The organism is Frigoribacterium sp. R86507 (assembly GCF_044597695.1).
Lineage (GTDB): Bacteria > Actinomycetota > Actinomycetes > Actinomycetales > Microbacteriaceae > Frigoribacterium.
This window is the reverse complement of record NZ_CP139002.1, coordinates 209,429-227,639: the sequence shown is the minus strand read 5'-3', so window position 1 is coordinate 227,639 and position 18,211 is coordinate 209,429. Positions and strand designations below refer to the sequence as shown.

The 18,211-nt window shown below is 73.4% G+C and carries 17 protein-coding genes; 9 read left to right on the top strand and 8 right to left on the bottom strand.

The window, feature by feature from the left end; translation table 11 throughout:
• Window positions 1–65: 65 nt before the first annotated feature.
• The 4 genes from SJY14_RS01060 (at window position 66) to SJY14_RS01045 (ending at window position 3,992) form a co-directional block, all read left to right on the top strand.
• On the top strand, window positions 66–1,061 hold the full coding sequence (locus SJY14_RS01060) for an iron-siderophore ABC transporter substrate-binding protein (protein ID WP_396599534.1): 996 nt from the start codon (window positions 66–68) through the stop codon (window positions 1,059–1,061).
• Window positions 1,062–1,216: 155 nt separating this feature from the next.
• Window positions 1,217–1,576 (top strand): hypothetical protein, encoded by a 360-nt coding sequence (locus SJY14_RS01055; RefSeq protein WP_054145935.1) that lies wholly within the window; start codon window positions 1,217–1,219, stop codon window positions 1,574–1,576.
• A gap of 56 nt (window positions 1,577–1,632) precedes the next feature.
• Window positions 1,633–2,985 carry an alpha-amylase family glycosyl hydrolase gene (locus SJY14_RS01050; RefSeq protein ID WP_396599533.1) on the top strand — a complete coding sequence of 451 codons (1,353 nt, stop codon included), beginning with the start codon at window positions 1,633–1,635 and terminating at the stop codon, window positions 2,983–2,985.
• 185 nt (window positions 2,986–3,170) lie between these two features.
• Window positions 3,171–3,992, top strand: a complete 822-nt coding sequence (locus SJY14_RS01045) for a hypothetical protein (RefSeq protein ID WP_396599532.1) — start codon at window positions 3,171–3,173, stop codon at window positions 3,990–3,992.
• A gap of 217 nt (window positions 3,993–4,209) precedes the next feature.
• Here SJY14_RS01045 and rlmC read toward each other — a convergent pair whose 3' ends face one another.
• Both rlmC and SJY14_RS01035 read right to left on the bottom strand, forming a co-directional pair.
• Complete coding sequence (gene rlmC, locus SJY14_RS01040; protein ID WP_396599531.1) at window positions 4,210–5,418, bottom strand: 23S rRNA (uracil(747)-C(5))-methyltransferase RlmC; 1,209 nt, start codon at window positions 5,416–5,418, stop codon at window positions 4,210–4,212.
• A 61-nt stretch (window positions 5,419–5,479) separates the two neighbouring features.
• Window positions 5,480–6,205 carry a TSUP family transporter gene (locus tag SJY14_RS01035; protein ID WP_396599530.1) on the bottom strand — a complete coding sequence of 242 codons (726 nt, stop codon included), beginning with the start codon at window positions 6,203–6,205 and terminating at the stop codon, window positions 5,480–5,482.
• A 208-nt stretch (window positions 6,206–6,413) separates the two neighbouring features.
• Here SJY14_RS01035 and SJY14_RS01030 point away from each other — a divergent pair, with 208 nt between their 5' ends.
• Window positions 6,414–6,725: a hypothetical protein gene (locus SJY14_RS01030; protein ID WP_396599529.1), complete on the top strand. Its 312-nt coding sequence runs from the start codon at window positions 6,414–6,416 to the stop codon at window positions 6,723–6,725.
• Window positions 6,726–6,847: 122 nt separating this feature from the next.
• Here the strand turns inward: SJY14_RS01030 and SJY14_RS01025 are convergent, their stop codons facing one another.
• From SJY14_RS01025 to SJY14_RS01015, 3 genes are all read right to left on the bottom strand, one after another.
• The gene (locus SJY14_RS01025; RefSeq protein WP_071255835.1) at window positions 6,848–7,570 is read right to left on the bottom strand and encodes a response regulator transcription factor; all 723 of its coding nucleotides are present in this window, start codon (window positions 7,568–7,570) and stop codon (window positions 6,848–6,850) included.
• Complete coding sequence (locus tag SJY14_RS01020) at window positions 7,567–9,066, bottom strand: histidine kinase (RefSeq protein WP_396599528.1); 1,500 nt, start codon at window positions 9,064–9,066, stop codon at window positions 7,567–7,569. The genes SJY14_RS01025 and SJY14_RS01020 overlap by 4 nt, the downstream gene beginning before the upstream one ends.
• A gap of 92 nt (window positions 9,067–9,158) precedes the next feature.
• Window positions 9,159–11,336 (bottom strand): serine hydrolase domain-containing protein, encoded by a 2,178-nt coding sequence (locus tag SJY14_RS01015; protein WP_396599527.1) that lies wholly within the window; start codon window positions 11,334–11,336, stop codon window positions 9,159–9,161.
• 135 nt (window positions 11,337–11,471) lie between these two features.
• Here SJY14_RS01015 and SJY14_RS01010 point away from each other — a divergent pair, with 135 nt between their 5' ends.
• A complete protein-coding gene (locus SJY14_RS01010) occupies window positions 11,472–11,852 on the top strand; it encodes a hypothetical protein (RefSeq protein WP_396599526.1) in 381 nt (126 codons plus the stop codon).
• Window positions 11,853–12,122: 270 nt separating this feature from the next.
• On the opposite strand, the gene SJY14_RS01005 is transcribed toward SJY14_RS01010, so the two are convergent.
• Window positions 12,123–12,827, bottom strand: a complete 705-nt coding sequence (locus SJY14_RS01005; protein ID WP_396599525.1) for a hypothetical protein — start codon at window positions 12,825–12,827, stop codon at window positions 12,123–12,125.
• 225 nt (window positions 12,828–13,052) lie between these two features.
• Window positions 13,053–13,889: an alpha/beta fold hydrolase gene (locus tag SJY14_RS01000; RefSeq protein WP_396599524.1), complete on the bottom strand. Its 837-nt coding sequence runs from the start codon at window positions 13,887–13,889 to the stop codon at window positions 13,053–13,055.
• Window positions 13,890–14,062: 173 nt separating this feature from the next.
• Between SJY14_RS01000 and SJY14_RS00995 the strand changes: the two genes are divergently transcribed.
• The 3 genes from SJY14_RS00995 to SJY14_RS00985 all read left to right on the top strand — a co-directional run bounded on the left by SJY14_RS00995 (window position 14,063) and on the right by SJY14_RS00985 (window position 17,579).
• The gene (locus SJY14_RS00995) at window positions 14,063–14,290 is read left to right on the top strand and encodes a heavy-metal-associated domain-containing protein (RefSeq protein ID WP_054145925.1); all 228 of its coding nucleotides are present in this window, start codon (window positions 14,063–14,065) and stop codon (window positions 14,288–14,290) included.
• An 80-nt stretch (window positions 14,291–14,370) separates the two neighbouring features.
• On the top strand, window positions 14,371–16,749 hold the full coding sequence (locus SJY14_RS00990) for a heavy metal translocating P-type ATPase (protein ID WP_396600237.1): 2,379 nt from the start codon (window positions 14,371–14,373) through the stop codon (window positions 16,747–16,749).
• Window positions 16,750–17,306: 557 nt separating this feature from the next.
• Window positions 17,307–17,579 (top strand): zinc-ribbon domain-containing protein, encoded by a 273-nt coding sequence (locus SJY14_RS00985; protein ID WP_396599523.1) that lies wholly within the window; start codon window positions 17,307–17,309, stop codon window positions 17,577–17,579.
• A 164-nt stretch (window positions 17,580–17,743) separates the two neighbouring features.
• On the opposite strand, the gene SJY14_RS00980 is transcribed toward SJY14_RS00985, so the two are convergent.
• The gene (locus SJY14_RS00980; RefSeq protein WP_143048697.1) at window positions 17,744–17,980 is read right to left on the bottom strand and encodes a hypothetical protein; all 237 of its coding nucleotides are present in this window, start codon (window positions 17,978–17,980) and stop codon (window positions 17,744–17,746) included.
• Between the last annotated feature and the right edge of the window lie 231 nt (window positions 17,981–18,211).

Here is an 18,211-nt window from a genome sequence, read left to right as displayed (position 1 = left end):
ACCCGGCACCCGACCTCCCGCCCGACACCACGTCACAGCACCGACGTCACAGCCCTGAGGAACACATGCGCAAGACACTCTCGATCGCCGCCGCCGTCGCGGTCGCCACCCTCGCCCTGGCCGGCTGCTCGGCCGACACCGACTCCGACGACGCCGCCGGCGGCGCCTCGGGCGGGTCGGGCGCGTTCCCCGTCTCGATCGACACGAAGTTCGGCGAGGTCACCGTCGAGAAGAAGCCGACGCGCGTCGTCGCGCTGGGCTGGGGCGACGCCGAGGCGGCGCTCGCGCTGGGCGTGCAGCCCGTCGGGGCGTCGGACTGGCTGGCCTTCGGCGACGAGGCCGACGGCGTCGGCCCCTGGGCGCAGGGTCTCTACGACCAGGCCCCCGAGATCATCGGCACCCTGGAGCCTTCGTACGAGGCCATCGCGGCCCTCGAGCCCGACGTGATCCTCGACACCAAGAGCTCGGGCGACCAGGAGCGTTACGACCGCCTGTCGAGCATCGCCCCGACCGTCGGCGTGCCCGAGGGCGGCGACAGCTACCTGACCGACTTCGACGACCAGATGGAGCTCGTGTCGAAGGCGCTCGGTGAAGAGGCCAAGGGCGAGCAGCTCGTCGACGAGAACGAGAAGGCCGTCGAGGCCGTCGCCGCCGCCCACCCCGAGTGGAAGGGCAAGACGATCACCGCCGCCACGAAGACCAGCGAGGGCTGGGGCGCCTACGTCGAGGACAGCGAGCGGGTCGACCAGCTCGAGGCGCTCGGCTTCGAGCAGAACCCCGCCATCTCGGCGCTGACGCCGAACGCCGGCGGCTTCTCGGTGTCGATCTCGAGCGAGCAGCTCGACCAGATCGACGCCGACGTCATCGTGGCGTTCCCGATCTACATCGACACGACCGAGATCACCGACGACCCGCAGTGGAAGGCCCTGTCGGCCGTGCAGGACGGCCACGCCGTCGTCATCGACGGTGACGTCGCCGCCGCGTACTCGCTCGGCTCGGCCCTGTCGCGGCAGTACGCGCTAGACAAGCTGGTGCCGCTGCTCGAGGGCGCCACGAAGTAGTCGCCGCGCCCGCGGTCGGCATCGCGGGAAGCAGGACGGGCGGGGCCGTCCGATGGGGCGTCGTCGGACGCTCGCATCGGACGCACTCGCCCGTTTCTGCGTGTTCCCCTGCGCCCGGGTGTGCCGGATCGCTGCAGAGGGTGAAAGATGTTCTGGTGACCCACGAGCTGCACGACCTGATGACCCCCGAGAAGAACGTCCAACGCATCATGTGGACCGGCACGATCTGGTTCGTCGCCGCGGTCGGCAGCGTGGCGGTGGCCCTGGGGCTGCTGCTCTCGTCCGGCTGGCGTCCGGCGGTGCTCTCGGCCGGTGTGGCCACCCTGTTCTGGGTCGGTGCCGCGCTCGTCGCCCTGAGCGTCGGCCTGATCGGCTGGTCGGGCTGCCCGATCCTCGAGGTCGACGTCCCCACGGCCGACCGCAACAAGACCCGCACGATGCAGGCCGGCACGATGCTCTTCATCGTCGGCGGTGCCGCCGCGCTGCTCGCCGTCCTGCTCGGCCCCGCGAGCTGAGCCCCGCGAGCCGAGCGGGGGACACCTCACGAACGCCCGTCACTAGGGTGGCGCGAATGAGCGAACACGAGCCCACGACGACGGCCACCGCCGTGCCGGGCCCCGACTGGACCGAGCACGTCGTGTGGTGGCACGTGTACCCCCTGGGATTCGTCGGGGCGGACACGACGGGAGCGGACCGCTCGCCGGCACCGCGCCTCCTCGATCTCGTGCCGTGGCTCGACCACCTGCTGGCGCTCGGCGCCAACGGGCTCGCCCTCGGGCCGGTCTTCGCGTCGTCGACCCACGGGTACGACACGATCGACTGGTTCACGGTCGACCCGCGCCTCGGCACCGAGGCCGACCTCGTCACCCTGATCGAGGCCGCCCACGCGAAGGGCGTCAAGGTCATGCTCGACGGCGTCTTCAACCACGTCGGCCCCGAGTTCCCTGCGCTGGTCGAGGCTCGTCGTGACCCCGACTCCCGCGAGGCCTCGCTGTTCCGACGCGAGGCCGACGGCAGCCTGGGCACCTTCGAGGGGCACGGCGGGCTGATCGCCCTCGACCACTCGTCACCCGAGGTGGCCCGCACGGTGACCGACGTCCTGATCCACTGGGCCGACCGCGGAGCCGACGCCTGGCGCCTCGACGCCGCCTACTCGGTGCCGTCGGAGTTCTGGGCGACCGTGCTGCCCCCGCTGCGCGAGCGGCACCCCGACGTGTACGTCGTCGGCGAGGTGCTGCACGGCGACTACGCCGCGGCCGTCCGTGACGGAGGCCTCGACTCGGTCACCCAGTACGAACTGTGGCAGGGCGTCTGGCACGCCCTGGCCGAGGTCAACCTGTTCGAGCTCGAGTGGGCGCTGCAGCGTCACGACGGGTTCCTCGACGACTTCGTGCCGCTGACCTTCGTCGGCAACCACGACGTCACGCGCATCGCCAGCCAGATCGACGACGAGCGCCACCGCGACCACGCGATCGTGCTGCTCTTCACCCTCGGCGGCACCCCCTCGGTCTACTACGGCGACGAGTTCGGCCTGCGGGCCGTCAAGGAGGCGCGGGTCGGCGGCGACGACGCCGTGCGTCCCGCGTTCCCCTCGACGCCTGCCGAGGCCCCGGGTGCCGGCGTCCCCGACGCCCTCCCCGAGGTCCTCGCCCTGCACCAGGAACTGATCGGCGTGCGACGTCGGCACCCGTGGTTGCACACCGCCCGCAGCCGCACCGTGTCGGTCGCGAACGAGTCGCTCGTGCTCGAGGTGCGGGGGGCCTCGCCCGACCAGGCGCTCGTGGTCGCGCTCAACCTCGGCGACGACGAGCTGCGCGTGGCGGACCCCGCCCCGGGCGAGTGGCTGGCCGGTCGGGACGCCGGCCTCGACGGCGACGTGCTGTCGGTGGGGCCGCACGGCTGGGCGGTCGTCGCGCGCGCCTGACCCGGCCCGCGCCTCCCGGGGGCGCTGCTCGTGGCCCGGTGCTCGAGTGCGAATGCGAGTGGGCAGAAGGTGCTCGTCGTTCCGAGGCGAGCAGCATCTCCTGCCCGCTCGCGGACGCCCGGCGCTCGTGGGCATCCCCTGGGAGTCGCGACGAGCCCGCCCCGGGCCTCGCTACCGTGCCACGCATGGCAAAGACACGAGAGCTACTCATGACCTCGACCCTCGCCGTCGGTGCGCTGGTCGCCGCCACCGGGTGCACCTCCGACCCCGCCGTCACGGCCCCGACTGCAGCGGGCCCGGGCTCGCCGAGTGCCAGCGCGACCGCCACCGTCCCGGCCGACGCGCAGCAGGCCTCGGCCGAGCAGGCGATCGTCGTCCGCTACCTCGACGCGATCGCGGACGACGACACGGCCGCCGCCTGGGCTCTGCTCAGCCCCGAGGCGCAGCAGTTCTACGGCACCGAGCAGACGTTCGCGTCGTCCTCGCCGAGCGACGGGACGGTCACGCCCGACGAGGCGGCCGTCCTGGCCGACGCCGACCTCGCCTCCGCCGAGGGCCCTGAGGGCGCCTTCACTCTGGTGAGCGCCACGACCGACGACCTCGCCGACGCCTGGGTCGTGCGCGAGACCTCCGACGGCCTCCGCGTCGACGACGCGGGCGTGCCGCCGACCGGCGACTCCCTCTACGAGTGGACCAACCCGGCGACAGGCGCCGAGGACCAGACCGCAGGAGGCGCGGCGTACGACACCACGGCCCCCGCGTCGATCTCGTTCGCCAGCCCGCTGAGCCAGGACCAGACCGAGCCGAGCGTCGTCGGCTACCCCGACACGCTCTGGGTGTTCCTCGACGGGCAGCAGCTGCCGTCGATCGAGGCCGTCTCGGCGGGTTCGGGCAAGCGCTTCACGACCGAGGTCGGCGAGTCGAGCGGACCCGGCCGCGGCCTCACCGTCGTGTGGCAGACGGGTGCCGACTCACTCGGCTGGCGCAGCAGCACCGTCCTGCTCTGAGGTCTGAGCTCTGAGGCCCGAGGTCTGAGGTCTGAGGTCTGAGGTCTGAGGTCCGAGTTCCGTGCTCGTGCATCGTGCATCGTGCATCGTGCCTCGCGACGGCTGGCCGCACTTCGTCCTCGCCGCCCCATGAACCCGGTTTCCAACGATGAACCCAGAAGCTTGTGGGTTCATCGTTCGAAACCGGGTTCATGGGCGTGCGGCGGCCGTGCCCGGCTCAGCGGCGGTGCAGCAGCGCCATCGCCTCGAGGTGCGGTGTCTGCGGGAACATGTCGAACACGCGCGTGGCGACCACGTCGAACGACGGCATGGCGTCGAGGTCGCTCGCCAGGGTGACGGGGTTGCAGCTCGAGTAGACGACGTGCTCGACGTCCGACTCCTCGAGCCAGCCGGCCAGTGTGGCGCCGATGCCGCGTCGCGGCGGGTTGACGATGACCAGCTCGGGAGGCGCGGTGCCGGTCCCCGGGGACCCCGGCTCCGCGGACGCGGACGCGGACGCGGTCGCCGACGCGGTCGTCGCGAACCGGGTCGCGTCGTCCGCCGCGAAGCGCACGTGCTCGAGGCCTGCGCGACGTGCGCTGCCCCGGGCGCTGGCCACCGCCTCCTCGCTGGTCTCGATGCCCACGACCTCGCGGTGCCCGTGCCGACTCGTCCGGCCGGCGCCCGGGCGCGCGACGTGCAGGGCGAACCCTCCGACGCCGCAATAGAGGTCCCACACGGTGGCCGGGTCGATCGCGTCGACCCACTCGGCGGCCTGCGCGTAGAGCCCGGCCGCGATCGCCGTGTTCGTCTGGAAGAAGCTCTGCGGGCGCAGCTCGAGGTCGACCCCGCCGAGCTGCATGGTGAGCGTCTCGCGGTCGGTCAGCACGATCTCGTCGGCGCCCTCGAGCACGGCCTTGTGCTCGGGCAGCAGGTTGACCGACACGACCGCCACCTGAGGCAGGGCCTCGAGCAGCCAGGGCAGCTCGGCCCGCAGCCGCGGCAGGGCCTGCTCGCTGCGCAGCACGAAGCGCACCATCAGCTCGCCCGAGGGCGACTCGGTCACGTGCACGTACTTCGCCTCGCCGCGGCGCTTCGGCACGTCGTAGGGCAGGAGGCGCGCGCGGGTCACGAACGCCGCCAGCGTCGGCAGCGCCTCCTGGATGCCCGCCGTGTGCAGCCCGCACCCGCGCAGGTCGACGCCCTGCCCGCGCCCATCGAGGATGCCGAGCGTCGGCTCGTCGATCGTGCCGCCGACGACCATCTTCGCCTTGTTGCGGAACCCCGACTCGGGGCTGGTCAGCGTCGGCAGCCAGGCCGCGGGGGCGTGGCGCTCGCCGAGGAGGTCGCGGACGCGCACCTCTTTCTCGGCGACCTGCACCGGGTAGGGGCGGTCGAGGAGCGTGCACGAACGGCACAGTCCCGCGTCGAAGTAGTCGCACTGCATGGCGGGCCGAGTCTAGGCGAGGGGCGCCGGGTGGCGACCCGCGCCTCCTCGGCCGGGTGGGTCAGAGCTGGGTGATGCCGCGCACGAGCGCCAGGGCGCTGCCGACGGCGGCGAGCGTCAGGACGAGGACGCGGCCGACCCGGGCCGGCACGACCTTGCTGAGGTGGTGCCCGACGAACGCGCCGACGAACAGCAGGCCGAGGGCTCCCGCCCACACGGGGATCGGCTCGGAGGGGATGCCCTTCGTCAGCACCGAGGTCAGGTTGACCGCCAGCAGGAACACCTGGCCGGTGCCGACGAACACCTCGCGCGGCCAGCGGTCGCTCGTCGCGTGCACCGTGAGCGCCGGGCCGCCGACGCCGGCCGTCACGTTCATGAAGCCGCCCAGCGCCCCGGCGGCGACGGCGCCGACCCGGCCGGGCAGGAGGCGCGCGCGGCTCGAGAACGCCATCACCAGCACTCCGACCAGGGCCAGGGCGCCCACCGCGATGGTCAGCGGACCGGTCGGGGCGGTCTGCACGACCCACGCGCCGATCGGGATCGTCACGAGCGCGGGCAGGACGAGGAGGGCCGCCGTCCGCCACCGCACCGTGCGCCAAGTGCTCGCCAGCACGACCAGCGCGAGCACGGCGGCGAGGGCGTTGCCGACCGAGACGCCGGCCTCGGGGCCGAGCACCACCACGAGGAGGGGCGCGGCGGTGAGCGCGAAGCCGATGCCCGCCATGCGCTGCGTCAGGGCGCCGACCACGATGGCCGCGGCGGCGAGGGCGAGCGTCAGCGGGGTCACGCCGCCACGCTACCGGGCGGCGTGGCGGGCAGGCGGGCGGGCGGGCGTGGCGGGGCAGCGCCGCCGTGTGCGACCGACGGGCACGACGCCAGGTGATGGGCACGACGCCAGGTGATGGGCACGGCGCCAGGCGATGGGCACGGCGCCAGGACCAGTCGTGGTGCGGTGTCCATCTCGTGGTGCCGTGCGGCGTCAGTAGGGTGGCGGCATGACCGACTCGTCGAAGACCGTCCAGTTGCGCCGCTACGAGCTCGTCGAGGGGGTGCTCGACGACTTCGTCGCGTGGTTCACGTCGACGCTGATCCCGGCCCGGCTGTCGGAGGGCTTCGAGATCGAGTTCGCCTACGCCGACCGCGACGCGAACCAGTTCGTCTGGGCCGTCAGCACCCCGGGGGACGCCGCGCGGTTCGCCGAGGTCGAGGCCGCCTACCTGCAGTCCGAGGCGCGCGCCGCGGCATTTGCCGGCCAGCCCGTGCGGGTGGCGACGCAGCACGTCACGCTCGTCGAGGCGGTCGCCTAGCTCGCCCCCTGCACGGCGCCCCGGAGGGGCCGAGCATCGCACCGCGGACTGAGCGTCGCACCGCCGAAATGGGCGGTGCGACGTTCAGTCCGCGGTGCGACCCGGGCCGATGACGGGAGGGCCTAGGGCAGCAGGCCCGAGCGGTAGGCCCAGACGACGGTCTGCAGTCGGTCGCGGGTGCCGAGCTTGGTCGTGATGCGCGTGAGGTGCGACTTGACCGTGCTCGTCTCGACCACCAGGCGCTCGCCGATCTCGTCGTTCGACAGCCCCTCGCCGAGCAGGCGGACGAGCTCGCGTTCGCGCTCCGTCAGGACGTCGGGTGACGGTTCGACCGCCGACGTCCGCCGGCGCCGCGTGAACTCGGCGATCACCCGCCGCGTGGTGGCGCCGTCGATCGCCGCGCGACCCGAGGCCAGGGCCCGGACGGCACCGACGAACTCGTCGGGCTCGACGTCCTTGAGCACGAACCCGCTCGCCCCCGCCTCGAGGGCACCGAACACGTACTCGTCGAGGTCGAAGGTCGTGGCGACGAGGACCGCGGGGGCGCTCGCCGACCCGACCCGCGCCTCCTGCCCGTCGACGGAGGCCACCCCGGCCGTGGCTGCACCGGCAGCACCGGACCCGACCCGGGCGTCGACGATCGCCCGCGTCGCCTCGATGCCGTCTCCGCCGGGCATGCGCACGTCCATCACGACGACGTCGGGGCGGGTGCGTCGCACGACCTCGACCGCCTCGCGCCCGCCGGACGCCTCACCGACGACCTCGATGCCGCCCGCCGTCTCGAGCACGACCCGGAAGCCGGTGCGCACGATCGCCTGGTCGTCGACCAGCACGACCCGGATCACTCCGCACCCCCGCCGGCGAGCCCCGCGCCGGGTCCGGGCGTCGCAGCGGGCGTCGCCGTGGGGGTCACGGCGGACGTCACGGCGGACGTCGCGCCAGGCGCCGACGGCCCGGCGTCGGTCTCGGCCTCGACCGGCAGCTCGAGCCGCACCCGCCACTGCCCCTCGGCGGTCGCCCCGGTGTCGAGCCGTCCGCCGACCAGATCGGCCCGCTCGCGCATGCCGACCAACCCGAAGCCGCCGCCCCCCGACGTGTCGCGAGCGACGGGCAGGTCGTTCTCGACGACGATCACGAGCGACCCGGCCGTGGCGCGCAGGCGCAGCTCGACCGTCGCCCCCGGCGCGTGCCGACGGGCGTTGACGAGGGCCTCCTGGACCGTGCGGTAGGCCGTCACGTCGGCGAGCGGGGCCAGCGACGGCAGCGTGCCGTCGACGTGCGACTCGACGACGGCCCCGGAGGCGCGGGCCTGGTCGACGAGGTCGGCCACGTCACCGAGACCGGGAACCGGCACGGTGCCGCTCGGTCCGTCGCCGGTCTCGCGGAGGATGCCCACGATCGACCGCAGCGCGTCGAGGGTCTCGCGGCCTTGGGCTCGTACGCTGCGCAGGGACTCCTTGGCGCGTTCGGGGTCGCCGTCGACGAGGCGTTCGGCGGCACCCGCCTGCACGACGAGCCCGGTGAGGTGGTGGGCGGCGACGTCGTGCAGTTCACGGGCCATGCGCGTGCGCTCGGCGGCGACCGCGGCCCGGGTGAGCGTCGCCTGGTGTTCGACGCTCTCGGCCGCGCGGGCCCGGGCGTCACGGTCGTGGGCGCGGCGCAGGGCCACCCACGAGCCGACGGCGGCGCTCACACCGTTGATCAGCACGGCGCTGGCCACGAGGGCGAGCGCCTCGACGACCGCGCCGAGCCCGGGCGCGGCCCCGAGTTGTCCGGGGGTGGCGCCGAGCTGGTCCTTCACGAGGGCCGAGGCCCCCACGGCGGCCCCGACGGCTTCGATGCCGACGGCGGCGAGCACCACCCCGACGACGGCCCGGGTCGGCCGCAGGGTGGCGACCGTGTACGCCGTGACGACGGGGGCGGCCGTCCACAGGGCGAGGCCGGTCGGCAGCACCGCGAGCAGGGCGGCCTGCAGGACGGCGACCGAGAGCAGGGCCGTGACGGGGCGGACGCGCCGAAGAGCCAGGGGCACGTGCTGGACGAGTGCCAGCGCGATCACGGCGACGATCTGGGCGGTCGGGATGCTGCGGTTCGCGCCGTAGAACTCGCCCGCCGCGAGCAGCGTCGCGAGGAAGGCGATCGTGACGAGCGCCCAGACACCGGCGAGCACGACGTCGCGGCCGAGCATCGTGTGCACGCCCAGTCGGTCGAGGGCACGGCGCACCGTCGCGACGCCGGGCCCGGCCGAGCCGCCAGACCCGCCAGAGCCGCCAGACCCGCGCGAGCCGGCCGGGGCCCGGTCGGCGCCCGCGGCGGTCGGGGTGTCAGGGCTCGTGGTCACGGTCCGAGCATGCCAGGTGCCGCGGCCCTCCCGACCCCGGGCCGACGACGGCTGTGCACCGTCGGCCCGGGTGTCGCGCTGGGGGCGGGGCATCAGAAGCTCACGCTCGGGGCGATGAGGCGGAAGCCGAAGGCGAAGCCGGCGAGCACCACGAGCGACACGAGGACGAGCACGCGTCCGGTCACCACGGCCCAGCCGCGACGGTCGCGCACGGCCCGCCAGGCGACCAGGGCGGCCGGCACGATCGCGACGACGCCGAGCAGCTGCAGCCCCTGCAGCACGCGGAGGGTCACGACCGACACCTCGGCGAACGACATGGCCTGCACCGCGACGACCGCCCAGCCGACGAGGGCCAGCAGCGTCGACGCCTGCCCCAGGCGGGAGAGCAGCAGGGTGCGGTCACGGCGACGCGGGGTGGTGGCGACCGACCCGGTCGACAGGCCGGCGCGGAGGTCTCGACGTCGGCGTCCGACGCCGGCGAGGGCGGTGGCCGGCCAGACGATCACCGACGCGAGCAGCACCACGACCGCCAGGACCACGCTCGGCAGCACGGCCGACGCCGCCTGCCAGGGCTGCGCCCGCAGCATGGTGAAGGAGGCGCCCCACGAGATCGCCTGGACCGTCGAGTCCCCGTCGGTGTCGGCGGTCCGCGTCGCGAGCAGGGCGTCTCCGCCGACCTCGCGCCACAGGTCGGTCCCGACCTTCTCGTAGACGCCGGTGGTGACGCCGAGCGGCTTCGGGGTGACGGCGACCGTGCCGTCCGAGCGGGGCACGACCGTGGTCTGACCGCTCAGGGCGAGCAGGGCGCCGGGGTTGGTGACGGGGGAGCGCGACGAGAGGTACGTGCCGGCCAGGTCGGCGGCCACGGGCCCGTCGGCGGTGTCACCGGAGCCGGTGCCCGAGGCGACCGTCTCGGTGGCCGGCGCACCGTCGTCGACCGTGCCCGCGCCTCCTCGGCTGTCCGCGTCGGACGCGTCGGACGAGTCGGACGCGTCCGCGGTCGCCGCGCCACGCAGGTACCGGTCGGCGAACCCCTGCAGCACCGTGGTGCGCAGGTCGAGGGAGGCCGTGGCCGATCGACCGCTGCCGTTCATGCTGAGGAAGATGCCGGTGTCGTGCTCGGGGAACATCCGCATCGCCGAGTGGAAGACCTGCGTGTCGCCGTCGTGACCGAAGGCGGCCAGGCCGGGCGTGCTGTCGTCGAAGAACGCGAGGTCCATGCGCTGACCGGCGACGAGCGTGCCGAGGTCGTCGGCGTCGAGGGCGGGGCGGTGCATCTCGGCGAGCGTGTCGGGCTTCAGCAGCGCCTGGTCGTCGGGCAGATCACCGAGCTGCGCGAGCATGAAGCGGGCCATGTCGGTCGCGGTGGCGGACATCGCACCGGCCGGTGCCGCGTTGACGACCTCGGTCGCGACGGCGGGCTTCGAGTCGTCGGGGTAGCCGTGCGCGAGGCGGGCGTCGAGGTCGGCGGGCAGCGGCTGGGCGAACGACGACGAGGTCATGCCGGCCCGGTCGAAGACGTCCTGCTGCAGCAACTCGGCGAACGGGACGCCGCTGACACGCTCGGCGACGTAACCGGCCAAGGTGGCTCCGTAGTTGGAGTACGCCGGGGTCGTGCCGGGCACGAAGACCTGGGCAGGGGGCGCCTCGCTGACGGCCTTGCTTAGCGTCTTCTCGCTGCCGGGCGTGCCGATCAGCCCCGAGATGACCTCCTCGAAGCCGGCCGTGTGGGTGAGCAGGTGCCGCAGGGTGACGGCGCCCTTCGGGGTGTCGAGGTCGAAGTCGAGGTACTGCTGCACGTCGGCGTCGAGGTCGAGGTCACCCCTCTCGACGAGCTGCATGATCGCGGTGGCCGACACCACCTTCGACACCGAGCCGACGCGGAACAGCGTGCGCTCGGGGTCGACGGCCTCGGCGGGCGTCTCGCCGGTGCCGGTGTCGGCCATGCCGTAGCCGCGGGCGGTCAGCAGCTTTCCGTCGGCGACGACCGAGACGGTCGCCCCCGGGATGCCGGTGGTCTGCAGCGCCGAGCCGACGGCACCGTCGAGCCACGAGTCGACGTCGTCCTGCGTCAGGGAGTGTCCGCCGGGCTGGTGTCGCGGCGGTGCCGGAGGCGCGGGGTCGGCGGTCGCGCCCGTCGCGCCGGACGCGCACCCGGCGAGGGTCACGCCCAGGGCGACGACGGCCGCGGCGGCGAGGGTCTTTCGGACGAGGAGGCGCGGGTGGCGCCGTCGGGACGGAGAGGCTTCTCGGGTCGGTGTCGTGATCATGTCTCTACGCTCGCGGCTGCGCCGCCGCGACACCGGGTGCAGGAGTCGGGACCTCGCGTACGACTTTCGTCGTACGCCGTCCCCGCCCAGCCCCCGCCGGGCCGGGCGTCGGTGGTCGCGCCTACGGTCGCCGACATGGGCGTGCAGACGAAGTTCGAGAACGCGCGGGCGGCACTGCGCAAACCACCGGCCGAGCACCCGTGCGCGATCCCGCCGATCCCGGGCGGGCAGGGGCTGTGGCTGATCCGGCAGGGCGAGGCGGCTCCGCTCGGCTTCGTGCGCCAGCGGCCGGTCACGGGCGGCTTCGCGTTCGACGTCTACGCCCACTGCCGCGACGAGGGCGGGCGTCGCCCGTGGCTGCACACGGCGTCGTCGCTGAACTCGGCCGTCGCGTGGACGCTGCAGCACGACGCCGACGTCCGCGCGCTCATCGCCCGCAGCACGGCCGAGCCCGACCCGTGGCCGCCCACCGCGCCTCCCGAGCCTGCCGCCGGTCGCCGCCGCCGCACCCCCTGAGCGCGAGGTCCGACTGCACGCGAAAAACCCGGTTTCGAACGATGAACCCAGAAGAAACGGGGTGCATGGTTCGAAACCGGGTTCACGGCTGGTCGGGGAGCGCGGCGCGGGGCGCAGGGCGGGAACGGAAAAACCCCGCCCCGCGCCTGAGCACGAGACGGGGTCCACCGGGATCGCCGACCCCGTCGAGCAGGGCGGGGCCGGTGCGTCGTCACGGAGACGACCCGGGTTCCAGGCCACACCTCGCGAAGCGGGGTGCGACCTCGAGTGTTACTCCGTGGCGGCGGTGATCTTCGCGACGCCGACGAGCATCTCGTCCTGGACGGCGTCGGTCTTGAAGGTCTGGTTCAGCAGCGAGGCGGCGTCGGGGCTGATGTGGACGGTGGTGCCCTCGAGGACGGCGTTGGAGCCTTCCATCTGGATGGGCTTCAGGGTGCCGCCCCAGAGGTTGAAGAGGTAGGCGTCCTCGGCGGCGACGGCGCCGTTGGCGGTGACGGTGCCGTAGAGCTTGCTCTCGCCCGGGTCGATGCGGAAGTCGGTGAGTTCGACGACGGTGCCGTCGGCCGAGGTCAGCGACAGGCCGGAGCCGTCGTGGTCGATCTCGCCCTGGACGTAGGGGCGGACGTCGCTGTCGGGACCGTAGTAGTCGACGTTGCCGCCGGTGATCGGGAACGAGAACGTTCCGTCGGTGAAGGTCGCGGTGCCCACGACGCCGGGGGTCAGGCCGAGCGAGGTGATGGCGTCGACGAAGGACTGGTCGACGGCGACCTGGGTGTCGACACCGTTGCTGAGGTCGGCGATCGACGCGGCGGGCGTCGACGCGGCGCTGGGCTCGGCGGACGACGACGACGTCGAGGAGGTGTCCGTCGCGGTGCCCGAGTTGGACGAGCAGGCGGCGAGGGAGAAGATCAGGGCGCCGGAGGCGGCGATGCCGAAGGCGGCTTTCGTGATGCGCTTGCGAGTGAAGGCGTTCATGGTGAAGCTCCTTGTCTGTTGGTCCCGGTGGGGATGTACAGGGTTCGCCACCGTCCCCGAAAAGGATTGGAACGCATCGACTTCGTTACCCCGCCGTGACCTTCACCCCCGGACGGGGGCCACGCAACGAGTCGGACGCGCAGGAGGCGCGGTGCCGGTCTCGAGGACCGGCACCGCGCCTCCTGGGGTCGCGTCACGAACGGCCGCAGCCGCCCGGGGTGGTGCCTACTTCTTCAGGAACTCCAGCACGACGCGGTTGAACTCGTCGGCGTCGCTGACGTTGGCGCCGTGCGGCGCGCCCGCGATCACGTGCAGCTCGGACCCGGCGATGGCCGCGTGCGTCCGTGCACCCGAGCCCTCGTAGGGCACGGTCGCGTCGCCGTCGCCGTGGATGACCAGCGTCGGCACGGTGACCTTGGTCAGGTCGTCACGGAAGTCGGTGTTCGCGAACGAGGCCATCGCTTCGAGCGCGGCCGTCTTGTCCGCCTGCTTGGCGAGACGGAGGGCGTCCTGGCGGTCGGCCTCGGACACCTTGAGCACGCCGTCGACCGAGAAGAAGCCGGTCGTGAAGTCCTCGTAGAACGAGTCCTCGTCCTTGGTCAGGCCGGCCGTCATGTCGGCGGCGGCCTCCTTCGTGAGGGGGCCGTCGGGGTTGTCGTCGGTCTTCATCAGGTACGGCGGCACGGCCGAGGCGAAGACGACGCTGTGCAGGCGCTCGGTGCCGTACTTGCTGAAGTAGCGGGCGACCTCGCCGCCACCCATCGAGAAGCCGACGAGCGTGACGTCCTGCAGGTCGAGCTCGGTGAGGACGGTGTGCAGGTCCTCGGTCAGGTGGTCGTAGTCGTAGCCCGTCTTGGGCTTGTCGCTGCGTCCGAAGCCGCGGCGGTCGTAGGTGACGACGCGGTAGCCGGCGTCGGCGAACGCGGGGACCTGCTTGCTCCAGGACTCGCCCGAGAGGGGCCAGCCGTGGATCAGGACGACGGTGCGGCCCGTGCCGCCGGTGTCGTCGACGTGGAGGTTCGTGTCCTTGAAGAGGCCGTGGTGTGCGGTGATCTCGGTCATGGTCGGGTGCCTTCTCTCTCCCGCCGTCCTGGCGGGTCCGTCTCCGTTCCTAGTCCGGCACCCCGGGCGCCGTCTCGACGCGGAGGCATCTCGGAGGTGGGGGACAAGAACGGACACCCTGGCATCGATACCCCTAGGGGGTATAACCTGAGGGCCGATCGAGAGGACAGAGCATGACCGACACCACCATCACCACCCTGCAGGTCGACGGCATGACCTGCGAGCACTGCGTCGCGAGCGTCACCGAAGAGCTCTCCGAGGTCGACGGCGTCGACTCGGTCGAGGTCGACCTCAACCCGGGGGGCGCGTCCACCGTCTCGGTCCAGGCCGACGCCACCGTCGAGCACGACCAGCTGCGGGCCGCCGTCGAAGAGGCCGGCTACCAGCTCTCCGCACGATGACCACCGCAGGAGGCGCGGGCCGGGCAGGCGGGAGCGTCCCGCGGGGTACCGTCCCGCCTGCCGCCGTGCAGCTGGACGCCGTGCAGCTCGACGCGGTGCAGCTGGACATCACCGGCATGACCTGCGCCTCCTGCGCGAACCGCATCGAGCGCAAGCTCAACAAGCTCCCCGGCGTCGAGGCGTCGGTCAACTACGCGACCGAGAAGGCGCACGTGCGGGTCGTGGCCGGTGCGGCCGGTGACGCCCGCGACGGCGACCCCGTCGTGCCCGACGTCGACGCGCTCATCGCCACGGTGGCCGCCGCGGGGTACGGGGCCACCGTGCCCGCGCCTCCTGCGTCCTCGACCGCCACGGCCGACGGCTCGGCCGACGCCGCCGCGGACGCCCGGGCCGCCGAGGTCGACGCCCTGCGTCACCGCACCCTCGTCAGCGCCGCCCTCGCCCTGCCCGTCGTCGTGCTCTCGATGGTGCCGGCCCTGCAGTTCACGAACTGGCAGTGGCTCGCGCTGACCCTCGCGGCACCGGTCGCCGTCTGGGGTGCCTGGCCCTTCCACCGCGCCGCCGCGGTGAACGCCCGCCACGGTGCCGCGACCATGGACACCCTGGTCAGCGTCGGCGTGATCGCCGCCTTCGCCTGGTCGCTCTGGGCGCTCTTCTTCGGCGACGCCGGGCGACCCGGCATGCACATGTCGTTCAGCCTGGTGGCGACCCACGGCGGCCCGACCGAGCTCTACCTCGAGGTCGCCGCGGCGGTGACGGTGTTCATCCTGCTCGGCCGCTGGCTCGAGGCCCGGGCCAAGCGCAGCTCGGGCGAGGCCCTGCGTGCCCTGCTCGAGCTCGGCGCCAAGGAAGCCACCGTGCTGCGCGACGGTCAGGAGGCGCGGGTCGCCACCGCGGGTCTGGTGCCCGGCGACCTCGTGGTCGTCCGTCCGGGCGAGGCGATCGCCAGCGACGCCCTCGTGCGCGAGGGCACCTCGGCGGTCGACCTGAGCATGCTGACCGGCGAGTCGGTGCCGGTTGAGGTGGGGCCGGGCGACCGCGTGGTCGGCGCGACCCTCAACGTCGGCGGGCGCCTGCTCGTCGAGATCACCCGCGTCGGGGCCGACACCGAGCTCGCCCGCCTCGGACGTCTCGTCGAGGAGGCGCAGAGCGGCAAGGCCGAGGTGCAGCGCCTCGCCGACCGGGTGTCGGCCGTGTTCGTGCCGGTCGTGATCGGGCTGGCCGTGCTGACCTTCGTCGGCTGGCTCGCGTTCGGCGGGCTGGTCGAGGGTGCCGGTGTCGGCGGTTCCGGCGGCTTCTTCACCGGTTCGCTGCAGACCGCGTTCACCGCCGCCGTCGCCACCCTGATCATCGCCTGCCCGTGCGCGCTGGGGCTCGCGACGCCGACCGCTCTGCTCGTCGGCACGGGCCGCGGCTCGCAGCTCGGCATCGTGATCCGCGGGCCGCAGGTGCTCGAGCGCACCCGCACGGTCGACACGATCGTCCTCGACAAGACCGGGACGGTCACGACCGGGCGGATGAGCGTGCGCGAGGTGGTCGTGGGCGATGCCCTCGATGCCGATGCCGATGCCGATGCCGATGCCGACGCCGTCGAGGTCGACGACGTCCTGGCCCGGGCCGCCGCCGTCGAGTCCGGCTCGGAGCACCCGGTCGCCCGGGCGATCGAGGCCGAGGCCGCCCGACGCGGGGTCGTCGTCCCGGCCGTCGACGGGTTCGTCGCCCACACCGGGGCCGGCGTGCAGGCCCTCGTCGACGGCACGCTCGTGCTGGTCGGCCGCCCCGGGTGGCTGGCCGACGAGTGGTCGGTCACCGCGCCTCCCGAACTCGAGACCGCGTTCGCCGCGGCCGAGGCGACCGGTGCGACCCCCGTCGCCGTCGCCTGGGACGGTCGGGTGCGGGGTGTCGTCACCGTCGCCGACACCGTGAAGCCCGGTGCGCGTGAGGCCGTCGAGCGGTTCCGCGGGCTGGGCCTGACGCCCGTGTTGCTGACCGGTGACAACGCGGGCGCGGCCCGGCACGTCGCGGCGCAGGTCGGCATCGCCGCGGCGGACGTGATCGCGCAGGCGACCCCGCAGCAGAAGGTGGAGGCGGTGGCCCGGTTGCAGGCGGAGGGTCGCGTCGTCGCCATGGTCGGCGACGGCGTCAACGACGCGGCGGCCCTCGCCACGGCCGACCTCGGCATCGCCCTCGGGACCGGCACGGACGCGGCGATCGCGGCCGGAGACCTGACCGTCGTCAGCGGTGAGCTCGCCGGGGTGGCCGACGCCATCCGCCTGGCTCGGGCGACCCTCGGCACGATCAAGGGCAACCTGTTCTGGGCCTTCGCCTACAACGTCGCGGCGATCCCGGTCGCGATGCTCGGACTGCTCAACCCCGTGCTGGCCGGTGCGGCGATGGCGGCGTCGTCGGTGTTCGTCGTGACGAACAGCCTGCGCCTGCGGCGGTTCCGCGCCGGGTGAGCTGTGCGTTCACGTGTCGCACCGCCTGCTGAACGTCGCACCGCCTGTTTCGGCGGTGCGATGTTCATTCCGTGGTGCGACCACCCACGCGCGGCCTGGGCCACTGCCAGGGACGACCGATATGTAAAATGGTCGTCGGGCGTCGTCATCACCGGAACCACCCCCGGGCATGGCGAAGCCCGAGACCGTCCAACCGATCTCGGGCTTCGATGTGCTCTCCGTGAAGAGAACCAGGGACCCAACCAGAGATCCCGCTTCATCTGATCGGAAGTGTAATCCCATGACGATCGACGTGCAAACGTCGGGGTCACGGGGTGGGTCCCTGGCTCTCTCGCGGTGCTCGCCGGCGCGAACACCGAGAGGAGGGAGCGGATGTCCGAGGACGACCGCCGCCCGCCCAGGAAGACCGTGCCGTGGTGGCAGATCGCGACTCTCGTCGTGACCGTCGCCCGGTTCGCGGTCGACCTGGTGCGCAAGGGCTAGGAACAGGGTCCCGGGGTCATCAGGCCCCGGGGCCCGCTCCCGCCGACTGCCCCGGTGCCGCCTAGGGTGAGCGCATGATCATCTTCGGCACCAAGGGCACGAGCGCCCTGCTGGGCGTCCTCTTCTTCGTCTGCCGCGTCTGTGGCAACGAGGCCGCGCAGCGTCTGGTCAAGCACCGTCGGTGGTTCACGCTGTTCTTCATCCCGGTGATCCCGTACTCGACGAAACACGTCTACACCTGCGCCTACTGCGGCGCGGGCACCGAGCTCGACGCCGAGGCGGCCGACCGGTTCCGGGCCGACGCCGAGCACGCGGCGGCATCCCGCGGCGGGCGACCTCAGGACTGACCGACCACAGGGCCGACCGACCGCTGGGCAGCACACAGCCGAACATCCCTGACGGGACAGAACGCCGCGGCGTTCCGGGGTGCACTGTCCCGTCAGCGGTGTTCCGGGGCGGGAGGCGCGGGCTGCGCGGGAGGCGCGGGCTGCGCAGGAGGCGCGGCGCGCGGTCAGGGCAGCGCGCGGTACCAGCCGGCCACGCGGGCACGGAGGCCGAGGGGGTGGGACCGGCGCCGCGCCTCCTCGGGGGCGTCGGCGACGACCGGGGCGAAGCCGACGGTCGAGCACGAGGTGCAGACGAGCACGTGGCGGTGCACCGAGAGGGCCGTGCCGAAGAACGGGTTGGGCTCGCGACGGGTCGGCGCGGCGCACAACGTGCAGAGGGGCAGTTCGCGCGTTTCGTCCATGAGGGTCACCACGACTCATGTTCGGCCACGAGAGGGCGGTCGGTTGTCCCCCAATTCGGGTGGCGGGGTACGCAGCCGCGTCCGGGCCGGGCTCGACCCGCACGACGCGGACCCGACTCGGCCCCGGCGCGGCCTCGACTCGGCCCGACCGGCCCGACTCGGCCCGACCGGCCCGACCGGCCCGACCGGCCCGACCGGCCCGACCGGCCCCCGGGGTCACGACCGGGAGGC

What these genes read in the sequence shown, in the direction of transcription:
- SJY14_RS01015 (WP_396599527.1), bottom strand. Translation starts at nt 11,336, where the DNA reads ATGATCACGACACCGACCCGAGAAGCCTCTCCGTCCCGACGGCGCCAC.
- SJY14_RS01005 (WP_396599525.1), bottom strand. Translation starts at nt 12,827, where the DNA reads ATGAACGCCTTCACTCGCAAGCGCATCACGAAAGCCGCCTTCGGCATC.
- SJY14_RS00985 (WP_396599523.1), top strand. Translation starts at nt 17,307, where the DNA reads ATGATCATCTTCGGCACCAAGGGCACGAGCGCCCTGCTGGGCGTCCTC.
- SJY14_RS01010 (WP_396599526.1), top strand. Translation starts at nt 11,472, where the DNA reads ATGGGCGTGCAGACGAAGTTCGAGAACGCGCGGGCGGCACTGCGCAAA.
- SJY14_RS01000 (WP_396599524.1), bottom strand. Translation starts at nt 13,889, where the DNA reads ATGACCGAGATCACCGCACACCACGGCCTCTTCAAGGACACGAACCTC.
- SJY14_RS01050 (WP_396599533.1), top strand. Translation starts at nt 1,633, where the DNA reads ATGAGCGAACACGAGCCCACGACGACGGCCACCGCCGTGCCGGGCCCC.
- SJY14_RS00995 (WP_054145925.1), top strand. Translation starts at nt 14,063, where the DNA reads ATGACCGACACCACCATCACCACCCTGCAGGTCGACGGCATGACCTGC.
- SJY14_RS01060 (WP_396599534.1), top strand. Translation starts at nt 66, where the DNA reads ATGCGCAAGACACTCTCGATCGCCGCCGCCGTCGCGGTCGCCACCCTC.
- SJY14_RS00980 (WP_143048697.1), bottom strand. Translation starts at nt 17,980, where the DNA reads ATGGACGAAACGCGCGAACTGCCCCTCTGCACGTTGTGCGCCGCGCCG.
- SJY14_RS01045 (WP_396599532.1), top strand. Translation starts at nt 3,171, where the DNA reads ATGGCAAAGACACGAGAGCTACTCATGACCTCGACCCTCGCCGTCGGT.
- SJY14_RS01030 (WP_396599529.1), top strand. Translation starts at nt 6,414, where the DNA reads ATGACCGACTCGTCGAAGACCGTCCAGTTGCGCCGCTACGAGCTCGTC.
- rlmC (WP_396599531.1), bottom strand. Translation starts at nt 5,418, where the DNA reads ATGCAGTGCGACTACTTCGACGCGGGACTGTGCCGTTCGTGCACGCTC.